This window comes from Acinetobacter sp. CAU_H_29a_1, assembly GCF_058599505.1.
The window spans coordinates 1,683,020-1,701,074 of sequence record NZ_CM178655.1 but is presented as its reverse complement, the minus strand read 5'-3'; the positions used below and the strand labels follow the sequence as shown (position 1 = coordinate 1,701,074).

The window sequence follows — 18,055 nt, the reverse complement described above, 5'->3', positions numbered from 1 at the left end:
AATGAAAGACATCTTTAGCCTATATAGATAACGTCCGTGCTAAAAACTATGCTTTTAACGAGACATCATACTTTCACGCGACCAATCATTTTAGGGCTAACGATTGTTTTACTGCCGGCCTGCCAGTTGGTCAAAGTTAAAGAAAATAATATCCATCAGGCTATTCGTAGCAAGTCCGAAAATATCTTAACCCACGAACAATTGAGTGCGGAAACCACCAGCTTACTCAAACTACTCAGCCTGACGCCACAGCAATGCACCGCTGAATTTGAAACATGTTTGCAACGCTTAAACATACAAACAGATCTCTGTACACGACAAATTTCACAGGGCCCTTGTCCTATCAGGCTTATTCTTTCTTAAAATTGCGAGCACTTTCTTAAATTCTTCTTTTTTTCCAAAACCAATCAAACGTAGAATAGCCATTTGAACATAGTCCAAACCGTAGCGAAATAAACTTACTGAAAGTCGTCCATGCTTCTTTATTTTTATCGCTTTTTTTCGATCATGTTGCCATTCACCTGTTAAATAGCACCAACAGAAACCGATAGCTAGCACTGCTATCAATTTTTTGACTCGTCTAGGGTCTGTTAAACGAGTATTTTCAAGATTGAATCCACGTCCTTTGAGACAACTAAATAAGGTTTCGATTTCCCAGCGTAATGCATAATCACGAATAGCAGAAGCATTAAACATAGGAGAAACAACAAGTAAAAGTTCTCCATCTTCTAATCGTAGCGCACTAATATACAGTTTCACTCGACCAACCCAAATACGTCGTTTACGACATTCAGTTTGACCAACTTGAAGATGACGAAATAAATCACTAATTTTATGATTCTTGGCTAAGTGATTGGTCACAATAAAGTTTTTTTAACACGTATACAGAAGTTAATGTCATTTTCAATTAACCATGTAAACCATTTCTCACCGATAAATTCTCTGTCTGCAAACACATTCACAATACGATCTTTACCAAAAATGGAGATAAAGCGTTGAATCAAAGCAATACGCTCTTTTGTATCTGAATTTCCACGTTTATTGAGCAATGTCCAAACAATAGGTATCGCTATTCCACGATAGACGATGGCTAACATCAAGATATTGATATCTCGTTTTCCCCATTTCCAATTAGTTCTATCCAAAGTTAATTGGACTTTATCAAATGAAAATATATTGAAAATTAACTGAGAAATTTGACGATAATCGAAATACTGATCTGCAAAGAAGCGTTGTATACGTCGATAAAATGATTGTGGTAAGCACTTGATGGGTAAGGCTTTAGATGCAGAAGAAAGATTACATGTCTGTTTTACAATTAATGCAAGCATAATCAGTGTAAAACATTTTACATGTGACTTGTTCCACTTTAGATATTTGTTTAAGATGAGATGTAACTCATTGAAATGTGTCATCATATTCGTCGTCAGAAAACAAGTATTATGCCATTATTTCAATGAGTTATCTTTTTTTGTCGTGTACAAAGCAAACAGATATTGCTGCAGATGAACGCTATGCCGCTTTAAGTGAACTGTATTTAGCCCAAGCTTTAGATATTTCAAAACAACGCAACTGTACCCAAGCACAGCTACATAGTGAAAATAATCACTGCTTAGAACAGAGCCTTAATGCCTTCGACCAAAGCTTACGCTATAGCTATGTGTATTTATTTAAAATGCAAGAAAGCCCAAGTACCCGTGTTTTTGATCAAAGACAAATGCATGTCCGCACTTTTTACAATGTCGCTTTGTCGCGTTTAATTACCACGGCGTACCGTACGCAGCCTTTTCATCAAGTTCCCGGGCAACTCAACGTCCAACAACGTCAATATATTGTGAACTTAGAACACTATCCTGAACTGAAAAGTAAAACCATTGACCGAGTTCAATCCAGTTATAACTTAAATTTTTCAGGTTTTTATCAAGTCAACCGTCAAGATGGTCTGGGCGCAGAGTTTGCGGTTGTGGCTGAAGCGGATCCTATTCATAAAAATGATTTTATCCTTGACACGATATCTTTTTATCAAAATCAAACCAATCCCAATATCCATCCTGCACGCTATTTGTCCGTAACCGCAGCAGCGCAACCTTTAAACCCTGAAAGCAGCATTGAAGATGTGCTTAATGGCAAAGCCATTTTTGAGATTGAGCTATTTAATCCTTATACGCAAAAGTATGTAGACATACATCAACAAAAATATATCCTCACGGCGAATTATTCTGTGCCTTTTGCTTATTGGCTGGCAGAAAATAAACTGGGCTCTACAGGCTACTTAACCTTGCTCGATAAAACTGAGCACTTGCGTATGCCACATGTCTATATGCTTGAACCCTACCAACCGAATAAAAAAGTGATTGTACTTATTCATGGTCTCGCCAGCAGCCCTGAAACTTGGGTCAATCTGACCAATAACATTTTGGGGGATAAAGTTTTACGAGAAAACTTTCAGGTATGGCAGGTGTTTTATTCAACCAATATGCCGATTGTTGAAAGCCGCTATCAGATTCATGCACTACTTAAACAAGCCTTTGCACAAGTTCAACCCAACTCTCGCTCGGCCAGTGACGCCGTGCTGATTGGACATAGTATGGGGGGCGTCATTAGTCGCTTACTGATTAGTGAGCACGATATTTCTGAGCAAGTGATTCCACTGTTAAACTATGAGCAATACACCCGATTACAACAATACCCCGTAATCAAAGAGCGTTTTCAATTTCATCCTGATTTACCCATTGGACGTGCAATTTTTATTGCCGCGCCTCACCGTGGCAGTGAACTGTCTGACCGCTGGTATATGGAAATGGTGAAGAAAATGGTGAAATTGCCGATCACTTTCTTTAACCAAGTGGATATACAGCTCAATGGTAGCTCTAGCACCAAAGGCATGGTGCAATCTGGCCCTGACGACTTAAGTCCAAAGTCACGCTTTATGGCTTTGACCAGTAACATCATGCCTGTATCCACAGTTCCTTATCATTCTATTATTGGCAATCACCGTCAGACCAATGACATACATGATATGAGCGATGGTATTGTGCCCTATTCAAGTTCACATTTAGAACAAGCAGTCTCTGAAAAAATCATTAAAGGCAATCATTCTGTGCATGAGGAAGCAGAAACATTATTAGAATTGCGTCGTATTTTGAGGCTACACCTTGAGCAAAATCAGGCTCAATAATCAATAGTAATAAAAATGTTCTCCTGCTTAGAGATTTTTATCCGAATACTCTAACCCAGCTAAATGAGCATCGAAAACTTGAAAAGTAGCAGTTGTAAAACCTAAGGTACGGAAAGGTTTTGATATACTTGCTTTATCTAAAAATACATACATTTATCTGCTCGGAAACATTATGCACATTAAAAATCAAATTGTACTGGTCACAGGTGGCGCACGCGGTTTAGGTCTTGCAATTACACACACCTTAATCAATGAAGGTGCTCGTGTAGTCGTGAATTATTTGAACAGCCACGTTGCAGCGCAAACCTTAGTTCAGCAGTATCCCGAGCAGATCTTTATCTACCAAGCAGATGTTACAGACAGTGCACAAGTCAAAAGTATGTTTGACGCAAGCTTTCAACATTTTGGACAGCATATCAACGCCGTGATTAATAATGCGCTCATTCAATTCGAGTTTAATGGTGAGGCCCGCCCAAAAATTCATGAGCTACGCTGGGAAACCATGCAACAACAATTTGAAGGTGCAGTTAAAGCCGCTTTGAATACTACCCAAGCAGCGCTTGAAGGTATGAAACAAGGTCAGTTTGGACGCATTGTAAACATCGGAACCAACCTGGTGCAGAACCCAGTTGTACCTTATCATGACTACACCACAGCGAAGGCTGCATTATTGGCATTTACTCGTACCTCTGCACATGAACTTGGTCAATACGGTATTAATATCAATATGCTCTCTGGCGGTTTACTACAAACCACCGATGCCAGTAAAAGTACGCCCAATGAAGTTTTTAATTACATCGCGAGTGCAACACCACTGCGTCGTGTAGTTACACCTGAGGAATTTGCTTCAGCCATTTTAATGTTCTTATCGCCATATTCTTGTGCTGTGACAGGTCAAAACTTGATTGTGGATGGTGGTTTAGTCAAAGGCTAATGAGCTTTAATCCCTAAACTCTGAATAAGCATGATTTAAACAATCCATTTTAAAATTCTTGAAGCTTCATCGACTTGAAGCTTTGTTTTAGGTTCAAGTCTTCTTCAGAATCTGCTCACCCTAGCAAGGAATACAGTACGATGCTTTCTTTACCCATTCGGCACCGACTGGCTGGCTTTTACTTTTTTTATTATTCCATTGTGGGCACGTTCATGCCGTTTTGGAGCCTGTATCTCGAAGATCAAGGCTTTAACTACAGTGAAATCGGTATCCTTTCCTCAATTGCGATCATTACCCGTTTTTTTGCTCCTTTTATTTGGGGCTGGATTGCAGATAAATCAGGGAAACGGATGCTCTTGGTCAGAGTCGCAACGTGGATGGAAGCCTGTATTTGGTTCATGATTTTTATCATTCCAAACTCCTTTCAGGCGATCGCCCTGCTCATGCTGATCTTTAGCTTCTTCCAAAATGCCATTCTGGCTCAATTTGAAGGCGTTACGCTATTTTGGCTCGCGGAACAGCGCAGTGCTTTGTATGGAAAAGTTCGAAAATGGGGCTCTGTCGGTTTTATTGTCGGGGTTTTTGGTATCGGAGCCTTATTAGAGATTTTACCCATCTCTATGCTGCCAGTTTTATTGCTGTGTATTTCTTTTTTGGCCTTTATTTGGTCATTTAGCATCAAAGAACCAACCACTGCACCCAATTCACAAGGGCAGCTCGAGCCATTATTACCAATTTTAAAAAAACCCGTTGTCGCTGCATTTTTCGGTATCGAGTTTATTCTGCTTTTTTCACATGCACCCTTTTATAGTTTTTATAGCAACTTCTTAAAACAAGCCGGTTACTCAACCACAGAAATTGGTTTTTTGTGGGCTATCGGTGTCATGGCCGAAATTATTATGTTTGCCATTGCTCACGTTTTTTTCAAACGCTTTTCATGGCGACTCATGGTGTCTATTTGTCTGATCCTCACGGCGCTACGCTGGTTTATGGTCGGTTCTTTTCCACAAATCTTCGCGATCCAGTTCTTCGCACAAACCATTCATGCCTTTAGCTTTGGTTTATTTCATCTCATCGCCATGCGTATCATTTTCCAAAACTTTAGTTTAGGACAACAAGGACGTGGTCAAGCCCTGTATAGCACCATGTGGGGACTGGGTGTAGCATCTGGAAGTATTCTTGCAGGACATTATTGGCACAGCCTGTCAGGCGAACTTATTTTTATTTTGGCAGGCTGTGCGGTTCTACTCGGTTTGGGTTTTATTCGCTACTTACCCAAAGAAGTTCAAGCTTAAAAAGTTCTCTTCTGATCTGCGCGCATAAATTGCAGCAGTTTCATTAATCAGCTTTCTAAACTTTGATTTCACTATATTTATGAAACCATGGCTGGGCCTGTTCAAGCTGACTAGCCAACTGTAAGAGCCGATCTTCACGGGCAAAAGGCGCAATGAACTGTGAACCAAGCGGAAGATTATCAGCATTCCAATACAAAGGTACAGACATCGCAGGTAAGCCTGTGATATTGGCTAACTGAGTGAAAGGCACCCAACGTAAATTATCTTTCACAATTTTATCGACCAGTTTTCCTTGTGCCAGTAGATGCGCTTTGCCGACTTTTAATAAACTTTTTAAAATTGGTTTTTGCCATGATGGAGTAGAAATTTGCCCATTTTGGGGTGCGACTGAAGCTGTAGCAGGAGTCAGATAAAGATCATAATGATCAAAGAATTGGTTCATTTTAGTGACATACACGCCCCAATTATTCAGATTATGAATATATTCTAACGCAGTCGTTTTCGCACCAAAGGCAGCCAAAGCTAAAGAATCCAGCTCAAAATCTCCTGCTGTGGTCGGAACCTGTTGCTTGATCTGCTCTAACATATAAGAAAATTGACTAAACCACGTCGTGATAAAGTCTCTGGCCAAAGACATACCATCTATCTCAGGTTGTGCTTCGACCACTGTATGCCCTAAAGACTCCAACAAACGTGCAGTATGCTGCACAGCATCAATTGCATCTTTAGACACTGTGGTTCCGATAGGCGATTGGGTACTAAATGCAATTTTAAGTTTTTTTACAGGCTGCTGTAGACAGGCCAAATAGCTTTGGCTGCGCAGTTCAATTTTAAACAATGAGCTATGCTCTGCACCCTGTGTTGCATCTAACATCGCTGCACTGTCTCTAACACTTTTACTCAATACATGCTGTATCGCGGCGCCGTGCATTGCCTCACTCATATCTGGGCCCCACGGCGTACGTCCGCGACTCGGTTTTAAACCAAATAAACCGCAATATGATGCAGGAATTCGAATCGATCCGCCGCCGTCGCCCGCACCCGCAATAGGAACAATTCCTGCGGCCACCGCAGAAGCGGAACCACCCGATGAGCCACCACTGTTATGTTTTAAATTCCAAGGATTATGACAGGCTCCCCAAGCATCCGATTCTGTAATGCCTTTGATTCCAAACTCAGGGGTATTGGTACGGCCAAAAGTTAAAATGCCTGTGTTTTCCCACCGGTTTACGATTTCTGCATTATGTTCTGCAATATGGCCTGTGCGTTTAAATGCTTGGCATCCATAAGAAGTTGGATAACCGGCATATTCTTGAAATAAATCCTTTACTAAAAAAGGCACCCCTGCAAATGGGCCAGACAATGCATTCTGTGCTCTGTTCTTGGCATAATCATGCATCGGAATAATAATCGCATTTAAAGCAGGATTGGTTTGCTGGCTACGCTCAATTGCAATTTGTAATAATTCAGCGGGATGGATTTGTTTTTGTGCAACCAACTCAGCTAAACCCAGCCCATCATAACGAAGGTATTCAGAAAAATTCATTTTTATCCAAGTATCTATAGTTTTTATTGTTTTATACTTTTACTAAATTTTAACCTATGAGGCAAGTTGTACTTGATTACGTCCTAAAGTTTTGGCTTGGTATAACGCCCGATCAGCACGATTTAACAAGCTCTGTAGGCTATTTTGCGTTGGTAAAACTTGATGCACCACACCAAGACTCACCGTCATACTCAAAACAGCATGCACAACTTGAGTTTTTGAAGTAGCGACAGCACGGCAGATACGTTCTGCAATGATTTGCGATTCAATTTCAGTGGTATTATTTAACACCACCACAAATTCCTCACCGCCCATACGTGCAAATAAATCCTGTTCACGCAAATTACTTTTCACCGTTGTGGCAAAGCTTTGTAGCAATACATCACCAATATAGTGACCATATTGATCGTTCATTTTCTTGAAATGATCAATATCTAGCACAATGATACTCATCGATTTAACCAGATTTTCCTTCAATAAGTTTTCAGTTTGAGTGAAGAAAAAACGGCGATTTCCCACATGAGTTAAGGGATCATGGTTAGCCAGATAGAGCACTTCTTTATATAGATCATGACGATTACGACTCACAATACATAAAAGTAAAGGTGCAATCATCAACATGCACAGCCCTATACGCACCGAAATAGAAGTGGCCAAGAAGTTGTCTGCTGTACGTGAAATATAATAAGTCGTTAAACTATGATACGTCACAAAACAAACCAAACTGTTAATGATACTCACATAAAATAAGTTGTAACTTAAAGCCGCCCAAATGAGCCCTGCTAGAGGGAAAAGTAAGGCACCAGGACCAAAGAACAGATGAGTACATGCCACAGAAATTAAAACTGAGAGTAAGGGTAAAACATCGACAAACTGGGTTTCACACTGTCTACGGTTATTCCAAAGATACTTTAATTTCTTCGCTGCAGGAAAGGTCAACATGAGGGGTAAAAGTGAAATACAATTGAGAACTTCCCCCGTCCACCAAATATAAAACTCAGCCCAAAGGTCTTGCGTGCTCATAAAGGTGTGTGGCATATACGGAACGACCGCAACGGCAAATATCGCGCTGGAAAAGCACCCAAGAAAAGATAAAGAAAATTTAAGCCTTTGTTATATGCACGATAGTCAATTTGTAAATAATGGATAAAGAATAAAGACACGCCTACCGTCATAAAATTGGCGATTGTTAAAGCCAAAGTCAGCTCAAGATGATTCCCAGTGGCTAAGTCTGCCGACATATAACCAATAAAAGCGCCCAACCAACCGCCGACATTTCTAAGTGGCCTAAACCGTAAAAATAAGCCGATCAGTACAGCATTAGCTGGCCAAAAATAAGCGAAATATGCAATCGGTCGAGTAAATATCCCAAGCAAGCAGCAAACAAAAATCACCGCAGCAACAATCAAACATGCTCGGCCATGCTGTTTAAAATTCAACGATACTTCTGTGAGCTTAACTGCGTACAAAATATTCCCTCATTTTTACATGAGTTATGATTAAACATCATGTTTTCTACTGTCCATTTGCTTGCAAAGGATGCATTGATGAAAACCATCACAGATTGACAATATTTACTAAATAAACTCTATCGATTGTTCGTTATGGTTTCAATATGATTTTTTGATTTATATCCTGAATCTAGATATTTACGATTAAATGCTGATATCACTCTCACCCATAAAAAAAGCCTCCACATCGGGAGGCTTTTATCATCTTTGGACTTATTTTGCTTCAGACGCTGCCGCTGGTGCTGATGCACCTGCTTCTTCAGACTCTAAAGGTGCAGCATCAATCATCTCTGGACTAACTTCAATATTGGTTACTGGTGTCTCAGTTGCTGAACTTTCCACTGGCGTTTGTTCAGTCTCTTGTTTTTTGTCACTACACGCAGCAAGCGACAGCATCGCTGCAGAAGCTAAAACCACCAAAGCCATTTTCATGTTAATCATTATTCACCTTCACATTAGTCATCAATTGCTTGAAACAATACTACTTATTTTTGCTCAAGTTTAAAGTATTCATTTGTGAGCAATCTTTTGAAATTAAGGCAGAATTATAACATCATTAAACAGAAATAATAAAAACAAGCTCGAAGCAAACTTGTTTTTATCTATCCAAGAATGCACTCGAATTAAACAGGATACGCTGTCGCGACTTCCTGACTAATCATTGCCGCAGTTGCCGCAGATAGCGTCCAACCTAAGTGCCCATGTCCTGTATTAAAGAACACACGTTCTAGCTTTCCACGGCGAACTACAGGCATCATATTCGGCATCATGGGGCGAAGGCCCGCCCAAGGAACCGCATGCTCTGTCGAAACTTTAAAGTTACGATTGGTCCAGTCAACCAGAGGTTGAATCCGATCTGCACGGATATCACGGTTATAGCCATTAAATTCAGCAGTGCCCGCAACACGGAAACGATCTTTACCTAAACGTGAAGTTACAATTTTCGCACTTTCATCTAGCAAGCTCACCCACGGCGCATTTTGCTGACTTTCTTCGTCATTTAACATCACCGTAATCGAATATCCCTTTACAGGATAAACATTGACGCGTTCTTGGACCAATTCGGCCAATTGATAACTACCCACACCAGCACAAACCACAACTGCATCGGCAGCCAACATTTCCACTTCATTTGGAAGCAGTTCAACATTCTCTGAACTTGGCTGTAACTTCACTTCAACACCTGAAGTTAAATGTTCGATATCTGTCACATCCATACCAAAACGATACTTCACACCTAACTTTTTGGTAACTTCAGCCAACCCTGTGGTGTACTTATGAATATCACCCGTTGCATCGCCTTCACAATAAAATCCAGCATAATATTCGCCGGTCAATGTCGGCTCAATTTGCTTAATTTCTTCGTTGGACACACCAGAACGTTCAAGTCCACCTTTATTGAGTAAATCATTAACTCGAATGGCAACGTCATAATCTTGTTTATTATGATAAAAATGCAAAATACCACGTTTTTCTAAATTGAAGTCGATTGACTCTTTATCCGCAATTTCGAACAAGCGCTGACGAGCCAATAAAGCCAATCGTACTGTTTCATGGGTATTTGCCTCATAATGTTTAATATTACCCAGAAATTCCATTAGCCATGCATATTTATGCACACTAAACGCAGGATTGAGCAATAAAGGAGCAGATTTTTGAGACATCCATTTCATGCCTTTCAGCACTGTCGATTTTTGATTCCAAACTTCCGCATTACATGCAGACAGTTGTCCACCATTTGCAAAAGAAGTTTCCATCGCAGGAAATAAGTGCCGATCAACAACGGTCACTTGATAACCAAGTAAGCTTAATTCATATGCAGTTGTGACGCCTGTGATTCCAGCACCAATGACAACGACATGACACATAGACACCTCCTTTTTATTGTTTGATGTCAACCCCATCTGTCATGTGTACCTGAGAGCTTCGATCTAAAACATCCCATGACGTTTTAAACCATCCCCTTCGGTGAGTGATTGAACACTTCTCTCCAGAGTTTTTTCATTATTACAGTCCTTTTGCCTGAGAGTTTCCGGGGTCGTTGCTCCTTCGGCGAATGCAGAACATTTCTCTCCTGCAATAATGCTTATTATTCTATGAGCAATTTATATACCATGTAATCATCCGATTTGAAACTGCTCTTAAAGTATTATCTTTCGTTTATTTTTATAAAGCACAACCTCAGCTTAGGACAAACGTTGCACTATACTGATCAAAATAACGCTGTCACTGCTTTAAAATAGGACATATCTATCGTACATCTGAGCTATCCTAAGGTCATCTAAACATCTTCCTGCATGGGTACGGTTATACTCTTTGGACGTTTCATTTTAGTTTCACTCAATATTAAAAGAATGAATGAGTTGTTCTGCATTTTGATAAATTTCTTGCCAATGCGGTAGTAACTCACTGTGAAAGCTTATAGTGATATAACTCGTATTAAACCCATAATTGGGCTGATGTGTATTAAATTCACAACTTGTTGCACCACTCTTAAAATAAAGACATACAATAGTGAGACTTACCCCTTTACCTTTATGCTCCTGCCAATACACCTTTTTTCCAACACCATCATCACTTTTTACCTCTATTTCGTAGAGTCCCAAATCTGAGTTAAATGTTTTTGTTTCATCTATCCATACTTCACTCACCTCTTCTCCACCAGAAGACATTCCTTTCCTTAAATATTGTTTTAAAAGTAAAAACTCATTAAAAAAGTCTTTACTTCCCCACTCCTCTTTCCAAACTGAGCGTTGGTTTAATGCGATTGTGATATCATTTTTATACTCAGAACCTAGTCTAAAGCCTTCACTCGACGTTCTCATTTCAGGCCATTTCACTTTCAAAGCAATACTTTGAATTTGATCATCACAACCTTTGGCCTCGTGTTCTTCTTTGATATTTTTCCCCCAGTAATTAACACCTTGATAGATCACTCTGCCAAAAAGTAAATACTGCTTATCAATAAGCATGTGCCGATCACCAAATTTTCCACAAGCATATAAGCGCGCTTTGACTTTTTCAGGGTCATGCATACTGTCATAGCCGTATATCAACAATGAAATAACCAAAACTGTGAGTAATGATAAAAATATAATGGTGCCTCGTCTGGCTGTGCTTATTTTTTTATTCATACGCCCCTTCTTTTTTCTTTTAAAAATGAACTCTCTAAATTTTCTTACTCAGTAAGACCAAATGAAAATGAATCAAAGGTTGTCCTACATTGGCATCTAATGGATAAGATGCCGTTTTCTGAGTATCGTGATAACCATAACGTGCATAATATGCCAACAGCTCTTTTCTTACATTTAAGATTAGCTTTCATACGCAAATAAAAAAAGTCAGACCGAAGTCTGACTTTAATGTCTATTCTCTTAAATATAAAGAGAATTTTCTAGTATTCAATCGGTGCAAATGGTGCAACGACGTCTGCATTTTGAGCACGATGACGCAGAAAGTGATCCATTAAAACAATCGCAAGCATTGCTTCTGCAATCGGAGCCGCACGCACACCCACACAAGGGTCATGACGACCTTTGGTTAATACATCCGTATCTTCACGGTTAATATTGATGGTTTTACCCGGTGTAGTAATAGACGCTGTTGGTTTTAAAGCAATGGCCACACGAATGGTTTGACCACTTGAAATACCGCCCAAGATGCCCCCTGCATGGTTCGCAAGGAAGCCATCAGTGGTTAACTCATCTCGGCTTTCATGTCCAAACTGACCAGCAACGGCAAAACCATCACCAATTTCAACCCCTTTGACCGCGTTAATAGACATCATGGCATGGGCAATGTCAGCATCTAGACGGTCAAAAACAGGCTCACCCCAACCTACAGGCACTTTTTCAGCCAAAATTTCAAGCTTTGCACCGCAACTGGTACCTTGTTCACGTAATGAAGTCACAAGTGCTTCAAAACGCGTTACGGCATCGACATCGCCACAGAAAAATGGATTATTAGGCACTTCATTCCAATCCAATTTTTCCGCAATTTCAGTCCCAATTTGGGTTACATGACCACGAATTAAAATACCAAACTTTTCAGCCAAGTATTTTTTCGCAATTGCACCCGCAGCCACACGCATAGCTGTTTCACGCGCACTTGAACGGCCACCACCACGGTAATCACGGAAACCATACTTTTGTGTATAAGTATAATCTGCATGTCCCGGACGGAAGCTTTGTGCAATATTGCCGTAATCTTTGGATTTTTGATCGGTGTTACGGATCAATAAACCAATTGGTGTGCCTGTTGTTTTACCTTCAAACACACCTGAAATGATTTCAACTTCATCAGGTTCTTTGCGCTGCGTCGCAAATTTAGAGGTGCCCGGCTTACGACGGTCTAAATCTTTTTGTAAATCGTCTGCTGTAAGCTCAAGGCCCGGTGGAATACCATCCACAATCGCCATTAAGCCTACACCATGAGATTCACCACAAGTCGTTACACGGAAGAGTTGCCCTATACTATTACCTGCCATGTCTAACGACTCCTTTTATGCTTGAACAGATTGAATGAATAAATCACGGAATTGACGGCATTGAGCAGCGGTCAATGCAAAGATTCCTGTACCGCCTTTTTGGAACTGTAACCAGTAAAAATCAACAGTATTAAAGTTTTGGCGCATTGCCCATTCAGAATTACCCACTTCAATCACGATGAGACCATCTTCAGTTAAGTAATCTGGCGCTTGAGCTAACATTTTACGAACCAAATCTAAGCCATCCTGACCTGCTGCCAGAGCCAATTCTGGTTCATGGTGGAATTCTTCAGGTAAATCTGCCATGTCTTCAGCGTCCACATAAGGTGGGTTCGACACGATGAGATCATATTGATTTTCAGCAGGAATTTTGGAGAACAGGTCAGACTCAAGTAAAGCCACTTGATACTGTTTGTCGTGGTGTTCCGAGTTAATTTGAGCCACTTCTAAAGCTTCTTTAGAAATATCTGTTGCATCTACTTCGGCATCTGGGTACGCATAAGCCAAAGCAATCGCGATACAACCAGAACCCGTGCACATATCTAAAATACGTTGTGGCGTTTTCGGATTTGGGTTTTCTGGCAAGTTATTGACTGCCTCACCCATTTGGCCATTTTCACCTAAGCAATAAGGTGCAAAACGGTTTTGAATCAATTCTGCAATCGGTGAACGTGGAATCAATACGCGTTCGTCGACATAATATGGTTTGCCATCAAAATATGCCAAATTAAGCAAATATGAAGTCGGTACTTTTTCATTAATACGACGTTCTAATAAGCTTAAAACTTCTGTCTTTTCGCTTGGTAGTAGCTTCGACTCTAAGATTTCAGCATCCGCATTCCAATCTAAAGATAAAGTTTGTAAAACCAAAGCTGAACTTTCAGCAAAATAGTCTTCTGTACCTTGACCTAAATGTGCATCGTATTGACGTAATGCTGTCACTCCAAAACGGATAAAATCACGAATTGTGCTTAAGTTTTCAGCGGCTTCCTGTATATGTTCAGGGCTAATAGTCGGGCGATCCACTAAAGGCGTCTCCAAGGTCATAATAAAAACGCCTTATGATACCCTGTTTTTCTATGATTTATAATGTTTTGATGCACAGCAAACACATTTTCATACGCTTTGCTCTTATTTGCTGATACGGCCTGTACGTGCTTCGTACATATCTGCACGGGTTTGCGTCATTTGCATCAGACACGAAATACGCTGTAATTCAGTCTTTTCATTTTTCACGATAGGTTTGTTATTACAAATCTGATCACGCTGCGCCAGCCATTGCTGATGAGACTGTTTAGCCAATCCTTGCTCTTCTACAGGAGCCTTCGCTAAATACGGCTTAAATACTTTCTTTAAGCGTTTTTTTTGTACTTTATATTCTTTACTCATGCATGCATCAATTTCACTCAACACATTGCCAGTTTGCTTCATGCATGCTTCATATTTTTTAGTTGGACCCATTGCATAGGCTGAACCACTGAATAATCCCACAACAAGCAACGCACTGAATATTTGTTTCAATTCCTTTCCCCAAAGCAAATTTTCTTCATTGATTTTTTAATCTAATCATTCACAGCATCTACGTGCTGCAGCGCTTTAATATAACATCCTATTTTGTATGAACATACTAGCCTCTTATAAAATTTCCACCGCACAGCTTTTACATGAACTCACAGGCTTTGCATTGAAACCTGATCAAACAGCCTTATTATAAATTGAGTTCTTCTGCAAATATTCCCCAAACTTATGAGTTATAAACACAACAATTTAATGGCGATGCGTGAACGCTATTGGAATGACACCGAAAACAATCATGTCGACACTGAAAAAGCCTTTTTTCAAAAGCTGTTACAGCAGCAAGGGATCTATGAATGTGCAACCATTGAGGATGCTCGATACTTCTTTTTTAGCCTACCGAGCATCATCATTGTTAAAGGTTATGCACATGGATTTATGCACCAACCAGTACAAGAGATGATCCTGCAACACATACAAACGCATAAAGATGAATTGATTCAGAAAAACACACTTAAAGTAAAATTTCGTATGTAACAATCCCGATTAGGCTTTATTTAGTTGGTTGCTTAACACTTATGGCCTTTTTTAACTCGAGATTCAGCAAGTTGAACTTTTTTAATACGTGAATACACGATATTATCCGTTACAATCTAAAATGCTGCCCTTGCTGATGAAAGGATTTTACTGAATTATGTCAGATCACAACGATAAGCTTAAACAACTGAAAACCTCCTCTATGGATCGTCGTTTATCGATTGCCAAAGCTTCGTTGCTTGCTGGAACACGTTGGGCTGCTTCTAATGCGACAACTATGTTTTCTAGCGAAGAAGAAAAAGAAAAGAAACGCAAAAAAGCAATGAAAGAACAGGCCGATTATCTTGTTTCTGAAATAGGCAAACTTAAAGGTTCTATCGTCAAAATTGGCCAAATGATGGCGCTTTATGGTGAACACTTTCTACCTGAAGAAATCACGCAAGCCTTAAATACTTTAAATAACCAAACAGTCGCTTTAGCGTGGCCTGCGATAAAACAGCAACTGCACAGCCAGTTGGGTTCTAAACTAGATGATTTAACCATCGATCATGAGCCACTGGGCACTGCATCACTGGCACAAGTCCACCGTGCAACGCGTAAGTCTGATGGTTTAGAGATGGTATTGAAAATTCAATATCCAGGCGTTGCTGAAGCCATTGACTCAGACATGAGCCTGTTTAAAAACATGCTTAAACTGACACGTATGGTGCCGCAAACACGCGAGTTCGACCAATGGTTCGATGAAGTTCGTGAGATGATGCACCGTGAAGTGAATTATAAAATTGAGGCTGCAACCACACGCCGCTTTGCTGCTCGCTTAAAAGAAGACCCACGCTACATCGTGCCGCAAATTATAGATGGCTACTGCACAGACCAAGTATTGTGTATGACATTTGAACGTGGCGTGCCGATTAACAGCCCTGTCATGCTGTCTCTGCCGCAAGAACGTCGCAACAAACTTGGCGAAGCATCACTTGAAATTGCGGTACGTGAGATTTTTGAATGGGGTGAAATGCAGACCGACCCGAACTTTGGTAATTACCTCGTTCGCTTAGGTAATGGCAATGACATCTTGGACAAAATCGTTCTGCTTGATTTCGGCGCAATACGACAGTTTGATGAACACTTACTTGGTGTTGCACGCAAGCTCATTCATGCTGGGTTTAATCATAGTAGTGAAGAAATGGTTCAAGCAATGACAGGCTATGAGTTTTTCGACTCTATCCCTCAAAGCATTAAACCGGATATGGCTAAAGTCTTCTTACTTGCAACTGAAGCATTCAGCAGTCCAAGCAATAACCCAGACTTACCTACTGGTGTTATGGATGAGCACTTTGCTTATGACTGGAAAGCAAGCCAACTTCATAGCCGTGTAATGCAGCAAGCTTCAAAGTCGATGGCATCTCGTTATTTCAGTGTCCCACCCAAAGAGTTTATGTTTATCAGCCGTAAATTCATTGGTGCTTATACCTTTATGACTGTGATTGAAGCGAAAACCAATGTTCGTTCAATGGTGAAAAAATTTATCTAAAAGCTCATTGACCAAAATGACATTGCGTCATTTTGGTCAATTGATCAATCATTTCAATTCCAAACGATTCAATAAAAAACTTAAAAAACAAAATATTAGAATATTTTAAAATACACCACATACCGTTTATCTTTGACAATACATCATGTCAGTGATGACATAGTTATTCGTATGCCGCTATGTCAGCATAAAACCACAGAATAATTCTGCTGGATGAAAATAATGACAAATATGGTAAATAAGGCGCAGGGATTTGGCTTATCACTGATCACAAAAATGGCAAGTAGCGACGTACTTGACCAATTAAAACTTAGAAAATTTATGGAGAAATCGCTATATCAAGGCTCAAAAGCGGGCTATAAGACTTTATCAAAAACACAAAAAGCCTTTAAAGCCAATAAGGATCTGCATAAACAGCGACTCAATAATCAAGAAAAATCATTATTTGATCTGAGCTATTCAGAAGATCAGCAAATGACCATCGACACCATGTCACAGTTTGCCGCCGATATACTTTACCCATTAGCCGCAAGTGCCGATCAAAATGAAACTTTTCCAACAGAACTTTGGCAATATATCGAAGAGCTAGGTCTGAACTTTTATGCTTTGCCTGAGGCACTCGGTGGTGTCGCTGCTGAGAAAAATATTCTGAGTAATGTGCTTATCGCGGAGCATCTGGCCAAAGGTGACTTTAGTTTAGCCGCGGGTATGCTCTCTACCTTTAGTGTAATTAATGCCATTACGCAATGGGGTTCGGAGCAAGTACAAGCTTTATATTTAAACAGTTTTGCGCAAGACAGTAGCATTCGCGCTAGCTTTGCAATTCAAGAAGTTACGCCTGCTTTTAATCCTTACCAGTTAAAAACCAAAGCCATTTCACGTGATGGTCAATATTTTATTCAAGGTGAAAAGACACTGGTACTATTGGCTGAAAGTGCAGATATTTTCCTTGTCAGTGCTGAACTTAATGCTCAAACTGAAGTTTTTATTCTCAGACGGGATGAAAGTATTCAGTTTAAAAAATCTCCCGCTATGGGGCTCAAAGCAACGGAAACAGCAACTTTAATTTTTAATCAAACCCCTGCTTTACGCTTAGGTGATGAAGATTTCAACTACACGGCATTTTTAGACCTCGGCAATTTAATGTGGTGTTCAATGGCGGTCGGCACATGTGAGGCGGTCAAAAAATATTGTATTGAATATGCCAATGAACGTACCGCCTTTGGTGAACCCATTTCACATCGTCAAAGTGTTGCTTTTATGATTGCCGATATGGCCATTGAAATTGATGCAATGCGTATGCTCATTCTAAATGCCGCAAGTCTAGCTGAATCTGGGCAGACATTTCACCGTGAAGCCTATTTAGCACGCTTACTTTGTGCCGAAAAAGCCATGAAAATTGGCACCGATGGTGTACAGATTTTAGGTGGGCACGGATTCACCAAAGAACACCCTGTTGAGCGTTGGTATCGTGATTTACGTGCAACAGCGATTGTTCACTCTGGTCTACATGCATAATAAA

15 protein-coding genes, 1 pseudogene and 1 riboswitch are annotated in these 18,055 nt (G+C 40.2%); of the genes and pseudogenes, 7 read left to right on the top strand and 9 right to left on the bottom strand.

Going from position 1 to position 18,055, the window contains the following annotated elements; genetic code table 11:
- Positions 1 to 48 precede the first annotated feature (48 nt).
- Complete coding sequence (locus AC4MDD_RS08365; RefSeq protein WP_491882556.1) at positions 49 to 363, top strand: hypothetical protein; 315 nt, start codon at positions 49 to 51, stop codon at positions 361 to 363.
- Here AC4MDD_RS08365 and AC4MDD_RS08360 read toward each other — a convergent pair.
- Positions 325 to 1,415, bottom strand: a protein-coding gene (locus AC4MDD_RS08360; RefSeq protein WP_326942947.1) for an IS4-like element ISAba33 family transposase whose coding sequence is annotated in 2 segments (ribosomal slippage) — positions 325 to 875 and positions 875 to 1,415 — 1,092 coding nt in all. Because the reading frame shifts where the segments join, the coding sequence is not laid out codon by codon here. The genes AC4MDD_RS08365 and AC4MDD_RS08360 overlap by 39 nt on opposite strands.
- 56 nt (positions 1,416 to 1,471) lie before the next feature.
- On the opposite strand from AC4MDD_RS08360, the gene AC4MDD_RS08355 reads away from it, so the two are divergent.
- The 3 genes from AC4MDD_RS08355 (at position 1,472) to AC4MDD_RS08345 (ending at position 5,407) form a co-directional block, all read left to right on the top strand.
- The gene (locus AC4MDD_RS08355) at positions 1,472 to 3,178 is read left to right on the top strand and encodes an esterase/lipase family protein (RefSeq protein ID WP_491882555.1); all 1,707 of its coding nucleotides are present in this window, start codon (positions 1,472 to 1,474) and stop codon (positions 3,176 to 3,178) included.
- 172 nt (positions 3,179 to 3,350) lie between these two features.
- Positions 3,351 to 4,112, top strand: coding sequence for a 3-oxoacyl-ACP reductase (locus AC4MDD_RS08350; RefSeq protein ID WP_491882554.1), 762 nt, complete (start codon positions 3,351 to 3,353; stop codon positions 4,110 to 4,112).
- 140 nt (positions 4,113 to 4,252) lie between these two features.
- Positions 4,253 to 5,407: an MFS transporter gene (locus tag AC4MDD_RS08345; RefSeq protein WP_491882553.1), complete on the top strand. Its 1,155-nt coding sequence runs from the start codon at positions 4,253 to 4,255 to the stop codon at positions 5,405 to 5,407.
- Positions 5,408 to 5,462: 55 nt separating this feature from the next.
- On the opposite strand, the gene AC4MDD_RS08340 is transcribed toward AC4MDD_RS08345, so the two are convergent.
- The 8 genes and pseudogenes from AC4MDD_RS08340 to AC4MDD_RS08305 all read right to left on the bottom strand — a co-directional run bounded on the left by AC4MDD_RS08340 (position 5,463) and on the right by AC4MDD_RS08305 (position 14,471).
- A complete protein-coding gene (locus AC4MDD_RS08340; protein WP_491882552.1) occupies positions 5,463 to 6,953 on the bottom strand; it encodes an amidase in 1,491 nt (496 codons plus the stop codon).
- A 54-nt stretch (positions 6,954 to 7,007) separates the two neighbouring features.
- Positions 7,008 to 8,422 (bottom strand): annotated as a pseudogene (locus AC4MDD_RS08335) (GGDEF domain-containing protein).
- Positions 8,423 to 8,677: 255 nt separating this feature from the next.
- Complete coding sequence (locus AC4MDD_RS08330; protein ID WP_491882551.1) at positions 8,678 to 8,905, bottom strand: hypothetical protein; 228 nt, start codon at positions 8,903 to 8,905, stop codon at positions 8,678 to 8,680.
- Positions 8,906 to 9,087: 182 nt separating this feature from the next.
- Positions 9,088 to 10,332, bottom strand: coding sequence for a D-amino acid dehydrogenase (locus tag AC4MDD_RS08325; protein WP_491882550.1), 1,245 nt, complete (start codon positions 10,330 to 10,332; stop codon positions 9,088 to 9,090).
- Between the two features lie 132 nt (positions 10,333 to 10,464).
- Positions 10,465 to 10,551: riboswitch (glycine riboswitch) on the bottom strand.
- A 249-nt stretch (positions 10,552 to 10,800) separates the two neighbouring features.
- Complete coding sequence (locus tag AC4MDD_RS08320; RefSeq protein WP_491882549.1) at positions 10,801 to 11,598, bottom strand: hypothetical protein; 798 nt, start codon at positions 11,596 to 11,598, stop codon at positions 10,801 to 10,803.
- A gap of 260 nt (positions 11,599 to 11,858) precedes the next feature.
- Entirely contained in the window at positions 11,859 to 12,950 is a 1,092-nt protein-coding gene (gene aroC, locus AC4MDD_RS08315) for a chorismate synthase (RefSeq protein WP_491882548.1), read from the bottom strand.
- Positions 12,951 to 12,965: 15 nt separating this feature from the next.
- Positions 12,966 to 13,976 carry a 50S ribosomal protein L3 N(5)-glutamine methyltransferase gene (gene prmB, locus AC4MDD_RS08310; RefSeq protein WP_010326759.1) on the bottom strand — a complete coding sequence of 337 codons (1,011 nt, stop codon included), beginning with the start codon at positions 13,974 to 13,976 and terminating at the stop codon, positions 12,966 to 12,968.
- Positions 13,977 to 14,081: 105 nt separating this feature from the next.
- Positions 14,082 to 14,471, bottom strand: a complete 390-nt coding sequence (locus AC4MDD_RS08305) for a lysozyme inhibitor LprI family protein (protein ID WP_491882547.1) — start codon at positions 14,469 to 14,471, stop codon at positions 14,082 to 14,084.
- A 225-nt stretch (positions 14,472 to 14,696) separates the two neighbouring features.
- Between AC4MDD_RS08305 and AC4MDD_RS08300 the strand changes: the two genes are divergently transcribed.
- From AC4MDD_RS08300 to AC4MDD_RS08290, 3 genes are all read left to right on the top strand, one after another.
- Positions 14,697 to 15,002: a hypothetical protein gene (locus AC4MDD_RS08300; RefSeq protein WP_201706538.1), complete on the top strand. Its 306-nt coding sequence runs from the start codon at positions 14,697 to 14,699 to the stop codon at positions 15,000 to 15,002.
- Between the two features lie 157 nt (positions 15,003 to 15,159).
- Complete coding sequence (locus AC4MDD_RS08295) at positions 15,160 to 16,533, top strand: ABC1 kinase family protein (protein ID WP_419277441.1); 1,374 nt, start codon at positions 15,160 to 15,162, stop codon at positions 16,531 to 16,533.
- A gap of 231 nt (positions 16,534 to 16,764) precedes the next feature.
- Complete coding sequence (locus AC4MDD_RS08290) at positions 16,765 to 18,051, top strand: acyl-CoA dehydrogenase family protein (RefSeq protein ID WP_171065398.1); 1,287 nt, start codon at positions 16,765 to 16,767, stop codon at positions 18,049 to 18,051.
- Positions 18,052 to 18,055 lie beyond the last annotated feature (4 nt).